Genomic DNA, 10919 nt, shown 5'->3' on the forward strand with positions numbered 1-10919 from the left:
GTGCTTGCGATGCAGTCCGGAGGCCGCCGTTCTTCGACCAAATGAAGCGCCGTCCGATCGACTGCTGTCGTTGACGTTTTCGCGGTTGCCTTCGATCACGCTGTCGCCGTTCGGCGGCGTGGTCGGCAGCCACCGCGATCCCCCGTGCTGGACGTGCGGGGTTCCACCGCTCCCCGGAATGGCGTCCGGGAATCGGAATGGGCCCCGCACGTCCCGCATTCCTTTCGGCCGCACCGCGCGCCGATGCGCCGGATCGGGCACGCCGCTCCCGCACCCTGTTTTTGCCGCATGTCGGCGCCCTCTGCCTGCCATGCACTCTGTTGCCGTTCCAGCCGCGGTGTTCGCTGGATCGGGTGGCATGCCCCGGCGTGTGGCTCGCCATGCAGTGCCGACTGCCGCGAGCGGCGACAGGGGAGCGCACCCTCCGATCCCGTGGTAGTTGCATGCGCCGCGGCTGGGTGTTTCCACCTGGCCGGCCTGGGTGCGATACCGGATTGGCCGCGCATCGGCGCGCCCGGCACGCTGCGCTGACCGCCCGTACGGGCTTCGACGATCCGGAGATTCCGCAATGTCCATTCGCCGTCCCGTTCTTGCCGTCGGTATCTGCGCCGTCCTCGCCGGCGGTGTGTTCGCCGGCGGCGACGCCCTGGCCGCCGCCCATCTCGACCAGGTACTGGAAGCCAAGCTCGCCGCTGCGCCGGCCGGCGACGCACTGCAGATCGTGATCACCTACGATCAGACCGGGCCTGTGTCGGCCTCGCAGCTCACCGCGCTGCATGCGCTGGGCATCACCCGCGGGATCACCATGCGCACGCTGCCGATCGCCGGCGCGCTGGCCACGCCGGCCGAGATCCGCGCGCTGGCGCAGCGCGACGACGTCGCCTCGATCTACTACAACGCACCGCTGCGCTATTTCAACAAGGAAGCGCGCGAGCTGACCGGCGTGGATCGCGCGCAGGGCAATCCCGGCGATTTCGGCCGCGCGCTGCCCTACAGTGGCCGCGGCGTCGGGGTGATGATCAACGATTCCGGCATCGATGCCACCCATCGCGATCTCGCCTACGGCACCCGCGTCGTGCAGAACGTGCTGGGCACCACCAACCTGGCCAACGTCGATGCGATGCTGCCGATCACCTATGCGGAGGGCGTGCCCAATACCGACCTCGGCTCCGGCCATGGCACGCACTGCGCCGGCACGGTCGGCGGCACCGGCGCGCAGTCCAACGGCGCCTATCGCGGCGTGGCGACCGGCGCCAGTCTGGTCGGCTACGGATCCGGTGCGGTGCTGCTGATCCTGGACGCGGTCGGCGGTCTGGATTATGCGGCCACGCATCAATTCAGCTTCAAGGATCCGATCCGCGTCACCAGCAATTCCTGGGGCTCCTCCGGCAAGTTCGATCCGCAGAATCCGGTCAACGTCGCCACCTACGAGCTGTACAAGCGCGGCATCGTCAGCGTGTTCGCCGCCGGCAACGACGGCCCCAACGAGGACACCCACAATCCGTACGCGCAGGCGCCGTGGGTGATCTCGGTGGCCGCGGGCGAGAAGGACGGCACGCTGGCCGACTTCTCCTCGCGCGGCAAGCGCGGCGAGAGCGGCAGCTTCACCATGGCCGACGGCAAGACCTGGACCTATCTCAACGAGCCGACGATCACCGCGCCCGGCGTGGACATCGTCTCCACCCGCGATTCCACCGGCGCGTTGCCGCCGCTGGCCGCGGACAAGGACAGCAAGTTGATCGCGCCAGCGCAACTGCCGTTCTACACCACCATGAGCGGTACCTCGATGGCCACCCCGCACGTGGCCGGCATCGTCGCGCTGCTGCTGGAGGCCAACCCGGACCTGACCCCGGACCAGGTCAAGGACCTGCTCGAACGCACCGCCACCAACATCCCCGGGCGCACGTACTGGGAGGCTGGCGCGGGCTACGTGAATGCCTATGCCGCGCTGTTGGACGCGAGCAAGAAGCGCAGCGGCTTCGGCAAGACGGTCAATTCCCTGCATCCGTTCTACAGCAATGCGCTGGTGCTGCCCGGCGGCAGCCAGCCGTTCGAGGTGGCGTTCTCGCCGGTGGGCACGCCGCAGACGCAGGCGTTCACCGTCGGAAAGGACGTCGCCTGGGTCAGCGCCAAGGCCACCATCGACGCCAACACCCAGGCATTGGTGCTGACCGATCCGGACGGCGTCAGCCATGGCTCGCCGGTGGCGTTGCCGTTGCTGGGCAGCACGGTCAGTGTCGGTGCGCCGGGCAAGCCGGGCACCTGGACCATCAGTGTGCGCGGCATCGGTTCGATCAGCGGCGTGCCGGTGGCGCCCAAGGGCAGCAACGGCATCGCGGCCCCGGGCACGGTGCGCGGCACCCTGGATTTCCTGCGCAGCGGCGGCTACACCGGCCTCAACGACGTCGCCAGCGGCGATCGCGATCGCGGCGCGGTGGAGTACGCGGTCGCCAACCGCCTGATCGACGGTTACGCCGACGGCCTGTTCCGTCCGCAGAATCCGCTCAAGCGCGCGGAGTTGGCGCGTTACCTGGTGATGGGCGCCGGCGTGCGCCAGGCGCTGCCGGCCACGCCCAGCTTCAGCGGGCTCGGCCGCAACGACCCGGCCTATCCGTTCGCCGAGGCGGCGGTGGGCAAGGGCGGGGTGCTGCGCGACCTGCAGCAGAACCAGGCCGCGGTGCTGGGGCTGGTCGCCGGCGATTTCCGCCCCAACGACGCTGTCAGCAAGCTGCAGCTGGCGTATTCGCTGGTGCAGGCGCTGGGCCTGCAGACGCAGGCGCTGGCCTTCGACGGCACGCTGTCGGTGAGTTACAACAACCAGCGCCTGCCGATCGAGGACGTGGCGGCGATCCCGAGCAACCTGCGCGGCTACGTGCAGCTGGCGCTGGATGCCGGCATCCTCAACGCGCGCTTCGCGGTGACCCAGGGGCCGCAGGACCTGCAGCCGACCCTCCATGCCTACTTCGATCCGGGCAGCACGGTGTCGCGCAGCGGCTATGCGGTGATCGCCGGGCGCTTCCTCGGCGTCAATCGGCAGGCCAAGGACTGAGGACCGCGGCGACAGCATGCGCGCAGGCGCAAGGCCTGCGCCGTGCTGGTTTGCTGCGGTAGGCGTCTGCTGCGGCTACGAGCGCGCCACCGGCAACCCGTTGTTGCCGCGGCTCGGCGGGATCTGTCCTTGCAACGTGTGGGAGCGGCTTCAGCCGCGACGCGGTGTAGCAGGAATGCGCGTCGCGGCTGAAGCCGCTCCTGCAAATGACGTTTCGTCGTTGTTGGAGCTGCCCCGAAAACCGCTCCTACACGTGAGCCTGCCTGATCGCTGGAGGCCCCATAGGCGCGGCATCAGTTTTCCCGCGGATGCACGCTGACCGTGGCGGTCATGCCCGCAGCGAGCAGGGTGCCCTGCGGCACGCTGGCCGGATCGATGCGGATGCGCACCGGCACGCGCTGCGCCAGGCGGATCCAGTTGAAGGTGGGGCTGACGTTGGCCAGCAGCGAGGTGCCGGTCGGATTGTCGCTGTCGGCGATGCCGCGGGCGATGCCCTCGACCTGGCCGTGCAGCATCAGCCCGCCGCTCATCAGGCGGATGTCGGCGCGGTCGCCGACGTGGACCCGCGGCAGCTTGGTTTCCTCGAAATAGCCGTAGACCCACATCGCATCGTCGCGGACCAGCGCCAGGCGCGCACTGCCGGCCTGGGCGTAGTCGCCCACGCGCACTTCCAGATTGGTGATGTAGCCGTCGGCGGTGGCACGCACCTGGGTGCGCTGCAGATCCAGCTCGGCCAGGTCGAGCGCGGCCTGCGCCTGTTCCACCGATGCCACCGCCTGCGCCTGTGCCGCGGTGGCCTGGCCGCGCAGCGCCGCGCTGCGGTGCACGTCGGCCTGCGCCGAACGCGCGGTGGCTTCTGCATCCGAGCGCGCTTCGGCGGAGATCACCGCGGCGGCACGCGCGCGCCGTTCGGCCTGGGCGCGGCGCATCTGGAATTCCGCTTCGCTGGCTGCCTGGGTGGCGGCCGCTGCCGACAGGCTGGCGCCGGCCGCACGCGCCTGCGCCTGCGCCACCGCGAGGTTGGCGCGGGCCTTTTCCAGGGCCAGCTCGTAGCGCTTGCGGTCCACGCTGAACAACAGGTCGCCGCGCTTGACGTGCTGGTTGTCGCGCACGGCGACCGCATCGACCAGGCCGGACACGTCCGGCGCGATCCGCACCACTTCCGCGCGCACGCGGCCGTCGCGGGTCCAGGGCGAGAGCATGTAATGGCGCCACAGCGCATGCGCCAGCAGGGCGGCGACCAGCACCACGACGGCGGTCAGGGCGAAACGGATCAGGGCAGGGGTCTTCATGGCGGGACTCACGGAAGAAGGAGCAGGCCGAGCGCGGCGAAGGCGCCGACGTAGATGGCCAGACGGAACAGGGAGGGATGCCAGGCGTAGCGGTACAGGCCGGCGCGGCCGGCGACCGCGTCCAGCGCCCAGGCCACCAGCAGCAGGGCCAGGCCCAGCACCAGCAGGCCGGGCACGTACACGCCGGCGATCGAGAGTTCAGCGGGCAGCAGCATCGTCGGCTCCTGGGGTGGCGGTGGTCGGCGCAGGCGTATCGGCCAGCGCGGCGAGAACGGAATCGGCGTCGAGCAGCGCGCCGCGCAGCAGCAACAAGTGCTCGCGGGTGGGCTTCCAGCGCAGTGGTACCGCGCCTTCCACCTGGCTGGCGGCCAGCGCTGCCTCCACCCGCTGCAAGGCGTGCCGGTGCCGTTGCGGGCTGGGATCGAGATACAGGTCGGCCAGCGCCTGCACGGCGGCTTCCACCGCGGTGGCCAAAGCCGGCGGCAGCGTGCCTTCGGCCGCATCGCGGCGCAGTTCGACCAGGGTGCGCCCGGTTTCGTGCACCGACAGCGCCCAGCCGAGCAGGTCGCGCAGTTCGTCGCTGCCCGGCGGGGTGTGCGCGACGATCTGCTGGAACAGGTCGCGGTTGACGCTCTCCAGTTGCAGCGCCAGCCCCGGCAGCGGCGCACGCGCGGCCAGCGTGGTCTGCCGCCGCAGCCGCTCCAGCAGGCGCCGGCGCTGCCAGCGGGTGCCGATCACCGGCGGCACGAATACGAACGTCGCGCTCACCGCCAGCGTCCCCAGCAGCAGCGGCACCACGCTGTTGAAGGTGGCCGCGGCGTTGAAGCTCGGCGTCGGCTGGACCGCCAGGATCGAAACGAAGGCCAGGTTGGCGCCGGTGGCGAAGCCGTACAGCGCCGGTTTCGAGGCCAGGTACAGGGTCACCAGCAGGAACGGCAGGGTGCCGGCGACGAACAGCACATAGCCGTCCATCTGCGGCAGCACCAGCAACTGGCACACCACGCCGAGCACGATGCCGAACACGAACCCCTTGAACAGCGAGCGCGCGGCAGCGGGCGCGTTGGCGCTGGACGACAGGATCGCGCTCAGCGCCACCGCCTGGAACACAGCGGTGGCACCGCTGATCCAGCCGGCCTGGATCCACAGCCAGCACATCGTCGCCACCAGCAACGCGCTGCGCAGCGCGGTCAGTGCGGCCGCGGCGTAGTCGTTGCCGCGCACGAACACCGCGGTGTCGCCGCGGTCCTGCGGCGTGCGCCACTGCTGCGGCGCGACCAGGGTCGCCTCGGTGGCCACGTAGTCGTGCAGGTCGGCGAAGAACCGCCGCAGCAGCGACACGCCGGTGTCGAATCCCTCGTGCCGTGCCGCCGGCAGGGCCGCACGCGCTTCGGCCGCACGCGTCGCCAGCGCATCGCGGCACGCCGCCAGCTTGCGCGCGGTCGCGGCCGCGCCCTCGCGTCCGCCACGATCGCTGAGCGCGGCCTTCAGCGGCCGATACAGGCCGATCAGCGCCTCGGCCACCTCCGCATCGCCGCTGCGCAGCAGCCGGTTGATGTAGTGGTGCAGCGCCTGGAAGCTGGTCGACACCGCCATGAAGCGCTGGTTGAGCAGGCGCAGGCGGCCGCTGCGCACCCGTGCCTCCGGATCCTCGAACACCACCGAACTGCGCAGGTCCTCGATGGTCACCGCGTCGCGCACGAAGCGCAGGTGCGCCTGCTCCATCGCCTCGCGCGGCAACTGCCCGCCGGTGGCGTCGCGGACGAAGTCCAGGAAGCCGTCGGACGCGCGGCGCACGGTGTCGCGCAGGGTCTGGCGCAGCCGGCTGGGAAACACCACGTCGCTGACGATGCCGGTCACCAGCAGGCCCAGCACCACCTCGGTCACCCGCGCCACCACCAGGTTGAACACGTTCTGCGGCTGGTTCACCGCCGGCAGCGCGATCAGCGCCACCGTGTAGCCGGACAGCACGAAGGCATAGGCCTTGAAGTTGCGGTACAGCAGCGCGCCGCCGGTGCAGGCGCCGATCCACAGCGACAGCGCCAGCACGAACAGCACCGGCTCCTGCGGGAACAGCGCCACCATCGTCAGCGCCGCGACGCTGCCGATCAGTGTGCCCAGCACCCGGTAGAAGCCCTTGGCGAAGACCATGCCGGTCTGCCGGTGCATCACCACCACCACGGTGATCATCGCGGTCATCGGCGAGGCCAGGTCCAGACGCAGGGCGATCCAGCCGGCCAGATAGATCGACAGCAGCGTGCGCAGCACGAACAGCCAGGCCTCGCCTTCGCCGCGCAGGGCGTCGGCCAGCAGGGTGCGCAGGCCTGGCGCTGCCTCGGCATCGGCGGCGTTGGGGTGTTGCGCGCTCATGCGGCGTCCTCGACCCCGCGCAGCAGGGTCTTCAGCAGCGCCTGCAACTGCGCCAGCGCCGCCGGATCCAGATGCTGCACATACGTGTCGAGCTGGGCGGAGAGGTCGGGGATCAGCGCCTCGATCAGGCGCTCGCCGGCCTCGGTCAGACGCAGCAGCAGCATGCGCCGATCCTCGGCACTGGGCATGCGCTGGATCAGGCCCTTGTCGACCAGCTGACTGGTCAGACGGGTGATGTTGGCCGACTTTTCCCCCGCCGCGTCGCTCAGCTGGGACGGGTTCAAGGTTCCGTCGGGGCTGGCGTCGATCATCATCAGCACGTTGTATTCGGCGTAGCTCAGGCCATAGGGCCGCAACACCTCGTTGCTCTGGTCGAGGCTGAGCTTGTGCAGAAGCTTGATCAACCGCAGGACCAGCGCGGCTTGCCGCGGGAAGTGCGGATGCTTGCGGGCGGTCACGTCCAGGCGCTGCTCGGTGGCGGCGAAGCGACTCATACGCGGCTCGATGATTTGTACATGTGTAAATAATACATTTGTGTATTAATTTTGCGGTAACGCCGGCTGAACGCCGCCCGCTGAAGGGGGGAGTCCAGGAAAAACGCGCGGACAGGCCTGCGCCGAGGGCGCAGCGCATTAGCGTGGCGTGCGGCAGGTCGAGGCAGCGCCTGTGTCCGGTGAAGCGCAGGTCGACGCGCAGGCGCGTTCCCGCGCCGGAAACCGGGACTTCGCGTTCGAGAGAGAGCGGGGCAGGTGGCGCCTCAGCGCCACCGCCGGGTCAACGCAGCACGCCGTCCAGGCCGGGCGCGGGCGAGAGCATGTTGCGGGTGTCGATCTCGAAGCTGCGCGGCTTCTTGTCTTCCGGCGTCGCGGCGATGCTGCCCTTCAGGGTGTACTCCAGGCTGCGGCGGCCGGCCAGGGCATCGGCGACGGCCATGCGCGCGCTCGAGCTGGGCTTCAGCGCGACGCTCACCACGTCCGCCGTCTCCGGGCCGATCGAGATCCCGGGCGCGGCCTGCAGGCTGCCAGCCGCTTCGCCGCCCACCCCGAGGTCCAGACGCAGGGTGTCGTAGCGCATCGGAATGCTGCTGTAGTTCTGCAGGCGCAGGTCCACCTTCCAACTGCCGTCCATGTTGACCGTCAGTTGCTGCACGCTGGCGGCCGGGTCCGACACACGCCGCACGATGCCGTCGCTGCAGGCGCCGAGCAACGCGGTGCACAACACGAGCAAGCCGAGGCGGAGCGGGTGACGCATGGGCGGAATCCACGGAAAGGAAGACCGGCGAAGACTACACCACACCCCTGTCTGCCGTGGTGGCGCAGCGATGGCGGAGCCTCCCCCGGACTGCGCGGGCTACGGAAAGCTGGCGGCATGCCGGCGGTCGCGCGCGCGACGTGACGTGACGCAAGGCGGACAGCGGACACGCTCTACTGGCGCCTTCGCTTGGTGTCGAGCGCTTCCGCCACTGGAATGACAGGCCCGCCCAACCTAGCTGCGCGATGGCGTCGTCCGCGTCGTGCCATCTGCCGGCAGCCCTCATCCGGCATGCGGCCGGCCTGTGGGCCGGCCATCACCCCGTTCCGTCATGCCATCCACCTCCGTTGCTGCTCCTCCGATCGCCCTTGGCGCAGCAACCCACCAGATCATCCAGGCTGACCCGCACGTGCCTGCGGACGTTCAGGTACGGCGGAATGACCGCGGCTGGCCGGGCGTCCGGTCGGTGTCCTCGGCGATCCGGCCGGCGGCCATCACCAAGGCGTCCCTGCCGTGCGCCGGCCGGATGCCGAGGACGTGTCCAGCATCGCGTGCCCTCGGATCGGACGCAGTCGGCGCAGGCCGCGGCGGTCGGTAGGAAAATTCTGCAACATTGCGCTTGCCCAATCCCGATCACCTCGCTATGATGCGCGTCCTCGCACCGGTCCTGCCGCGTTGCGCAGTGGCCGAGTAGCTCAGTTGGTAGAGCAGGGGATTGAAAATCCCCGTGTCGGCGGTTCGATTCCGTCCTCGGCCACCATTCTTTTAGGGCTTGCAGCAATGCAGGCCCTTTTCTTTTGCCGCGATGGTTTGCGGCATCTGCATGCCTTGGCGGTGTGTTGTGCTGCCTTGCTCGCCGTCGTCGAAGGTGGCGTACGGCGTCGTCATTCGGCGTCCGGGCCGATCTCCCGCGCTGTGCAGATTTCCGCATGCGCGAGGCTTGTTGCGACTGTCCTCTGCCCTGATCGGGTGTGAAGAAGGCGTGTCAACGTTCGTAGACAACTGCACCCAGTTCACGGTTTTTCGGGATCTTCCGCTCAATCAACGGCGCTGGCTGTCGTAATCATAGGCACGGGCAATCGGGGGAACCTGCCAATGATCAGCGGATTCGGACGGAGATGTGGCGGCGTGGCCCTGCTGTTGGCCATGGCCGGCAACGCCGTGGCAGCCCCTTCCGACCGGACCGAGCATGCGGGCGAGCAGGGCGGTCACGGTGCCGATGCGCCCTACATCGAGCAGGTCGGTTCCGAGTGCGTGATGGTCAATACCTACCTGCAGCGGCGCGACGGGGTGGTCGAGCGCGTGGTGCTGCGCGAGCCGGTGCAGTGCGCCAGCCATCCGGACCAGCACTCCATGGCCGATCTGAGCAACTGACCGCCGCGCCATGACGGCCGGCGCCTTGCGCCGCGCTTTACATCGCTGCGTCGCTCCTGCATAAGCTGCTGCTTCCCGTCCATCGGAACCTGCGCATGCGCCTTTCGCCGATCGCGCTGCTGTTGCTGGCGTGCCTGTTGTGCCTCGCACCGCCGCTGCGCGCCGCGCAGCCGGTGAGCTCGGTCGCCGCGTTCGATCTCGGCCGTTATGCCGGGCAGTGGCACGAGATCGCGCATCTGCCGGTCTCCTTCCAGAAGAAATGCGTCGGCGACGTCACCGCGGCCTATGTGCTGCGCGACGACGGTCAGGTCGGCGTGCGCAACGCCTGCCGCACCGCCAGCGGCGACATGCTGGCGGCCGACGGCGTGGCCCGGCGGGTCGAGGGCCATCCCGGGCGGCTGCAGGTGCGCTTCGCGCCGGATTGGCTGGCCTGGCTGCCGATGGTGTGGGCCGACTACTGGGTGATCGCGCTCGACCCGGATTATCAATGGGCGCTGATCGGCGAACCCGGACGCAAGTACCTGTGGGTGCTGTCGCGCTCGCCGCGCATGCAGCGCAGCGTGTTCGAGGGCATCAAGGCCAAGGCGGTGGCGATGGGGTACGACCTCGACCCGCTGCTGGTGGTCGCGCCGCTGGACTGAGTGGGCGCTGCCGGCGCGTCGTTGCGGGCGGATCGGTGCCGTATGGGCGACAGGCGCTGAAGACCGGGCCATCGCTTGGGCTTTGCCGCTCGCTGTACGCCAGCGTGGGCCAGTGACTTGCAGTTCGCTGTGGCCGGCTGCTTCCGCCGGCGGTGGCTGGCGCCCTGGAATATATGCCTTGGCGCCTGCTGTCTGGCAGCGCATCGTGCATGCCGGGGTGGCGCGTCGCTGGTCACCGTGTGTGATGGACGCTGCAACCGCTCGGCGTCAGCCGGGAAATGCCGTCAGGGCCGCGGCCAGCAGGTCTGCGCTGTCGCCGTCGCGCAGCGCCTGCAAGGCGTTGCGGCCATCGGCCAGGCGCACCTCCCGCAGCCATTGCGACAGCGTCGCCAGATCGCTGCCGCAGCCGTTCCAGGCCACGCAGATGGTGTCGCCGACATTGTGCAGGTCGGCGTGGTTCAGATGCTCCAGGGTGCCGTCATGCGCCAGCCAGGCGAGTGCGCGTTGCGCATCCTCCCGTGCGCCATAGGCGGCGCCGTCGATCAGCGACAGCAGGTCGCTGCTGTCGGCGCGCCGCCCGGCCCGGCGCCGTTCGGCGCGACGCATGCCCTGCAGGATCGCCTTGATCCTTTCTTCGTGAATGCTGTCGGTCATGGGCGGCGAGGCGATGCGGGTGGACGGGTCACTCTGCGCGCTCGGCGCGCAGTTGCAGTTCGCCGTCGGCCAGGCGTGCGCGCAGTCGATCGCCGGGGGCGACCTGAGCGGCCGAGCGCACCACGCTGCCGTCGTCGACGCGGGTCAGGATGCTGTAGCCGCGCGCCACGGTCGCCAGCGGGCTGACCGTCTCCAGTGCACGCGCCAGTGCGCGCAGGCGCTGCGCATCGGTCTGCAGTTGCCGAGCCATCGCCGCCTGCGGACGTCGGCCCAGCGCCAGCAGGCGCACCC

At 69.7% G+C, this 10919-nt stretch carries 11 protein-coding genes and 1 tRNA gene; 4 read left to right on the forward strand and 8 right to left on the reverse strand.

Annotated features, from left to right (window positions below):
- The first annotated feature begins 568 nt into the window (after positions 1 to 568).
- Entirely contained in the window at positions 569 to 3049 is a 2481-nt protein-coding gene (locus D588_RS0111110) for a S8 family serine peptidase (protein WP_026143596.1), read from the forward strand.
- Positions 3050 to 3342: 293 nt separating this feature from the next.
- Here D588_RS0111110 and D588_RS0111115 read toward each other — a convergent pair whose 3' ends face one another.
- From D588_RS0111115 to D588_RS0111135, 5 genes are all read right to left on the reverse strand, one after another.
- Positions 3343 to 4341 carry an HlyD family secretion protein gene (locus tag D588_RS0111115; protein WP_017916032.1) on the reverse strand — a complete coding sequence of 333 codons (999 nt, stop codon included), beginning with the start codon at positions 4339 to 4341 and terminating at the stop codon, positions 3343 to 3345.
- An 8-nt stretch (positions 4342 to 4349) separates the two neighbouring features.
- A complete protein-coding gene (locus tag D588_RS0111120; protein ID WP_017916033.1) occupies positions 4350 to 4556 on the reverse strand; it encodes a DUF1656 domain-containing protein in 207 nt (68 codons plus the stop codon).
- Entirely contained in the window at positions 4540 to 6708 is a 2169-nt protein-coding gene (locus D588_RS0111125) for an FUSC family protein (protein ID WP_017916034.1), read from the reverse strand. Before D588_RS0111125 ends, D588_RS0111120 begins: the two co-directional genes overlap by 17 nt.
- Positions 6705 to 7202 carry a MarR family transcriptional regulator gene (locus D588_RS0111130; protein ID WP_017909053.1) on the reverse strand — a complete coding sequence of 166 codons (498 nt, stop codon included), beginning with the start codon at positions 7200 to 7202 and terminating at the stop codon, positions 6705 to 6707. The genes D588_RS0111125 and D588_RS0111130 overlap by 4 nt, the downstream gene beginning before the upstream one ends.
- 280 nt (positions 7203 to 7482) lie before the next feature.
- Positions 7483 to 7959, reverse strand: coding sequence for an LEA type 2 family protein (locus tag D588_RS0111135; protein WP_017909054.1), 477 nt, complete (start codon positions 7957 to 7959; stop codon positions 7483 to 7485).
- 684 nt (positions 7960 to 8643) lie between these two features.
- Here D588_RS0111135 and D588_RS0111140 point away from each other — a divergent pair.
- Positions 8644 to 8719 (forward strand) — tRNA-Phe (locus D588_RS0111140).
- A 5-nt stretch (positions 8720 to 8724) separates the two neighbouring features.
- Here D588_RS0111140 and D588_RS28705 read toward each other — a convergent pair.
- The gene (locus D588_RS28705; RefSeq protein ID WP_017916035.1) at positions 8725 to 8847 is read right to left on the reverse strand and encodes a hypothetical protein; all 123 of its coding nucleotides are present in this window, start codon (positions 8845 to 8847) and stop codon (positions 8725 to 8727) included.
- A 207-nt stretch (positions 8848 to 9054) separates the two neighbouring features.
- Here D588_RS28705 and D588_RS0111150 point away from each other — a divergent pair, with 207 nt between their 5' ends.
- Positions 9055 to 9333, forward strand: coding sequence for a hypothetical protein (locus D588_RS0111150; RefSeq protein ID WP_232764282.1), 279 nt, complete (start codon positions 9055 to 9057; stop codon positions 9331 to 9333).
- A 95-nt stretch (positions 9334 to 9428) separates the two neighbouring features.
- The gene (locus tag D588_RS0111155) at positions 9429 to 9974 is read left to right on the forward strand and encodes a lipocalin family protein (RefSeq protein WP_017909057.1); all 546 of its coding nucleotides are present in this window, start codon (positions 9429 to 9431) and stop codon (positions 9972 to 9974) included.
- A 267-nt stretch (positions 9975 to 10241) separates the two neighbouring features.
- Here D588_RS0111155 and D588_RS0111160 read toward each other — a convergent pair whose 3' ends face one another.
- Both D588_RS0111160 and D588_RS24515 read right to left on the reverse strand, forming a co-directional pair.
- On the reverse strand, positions 10242 to 10628 hold the full coding sequence (locus D588_RS0111160; protein WP_017916037.1) for a hypothetical protein: 387 nt from the start codon (positions 10626 to 10628) through the stop codon (positions 10242 to 10244).
- Between the two features lie 28 nt (positions 10629 to 10656).
- A partial coding sequence (locus D588_RS24515; RefSeq protein WP_304412389.1) for an exodeoxyribonuclease VII large subunit occupies positions 10657 to 10919 on the reverse strand: 263 nt, incomplete at its 5' end.

It is taken from the genome of Xanthomonas sp. SHU 308, assembly GCF_000364645.1.
Lineage (GTDB): Bacteria > Pseudomonadota > Gammaproteobacteria > Xanthomonadales > Xanthomonadaceae > Xanthomonas_A > Xanthomonas_A sontii.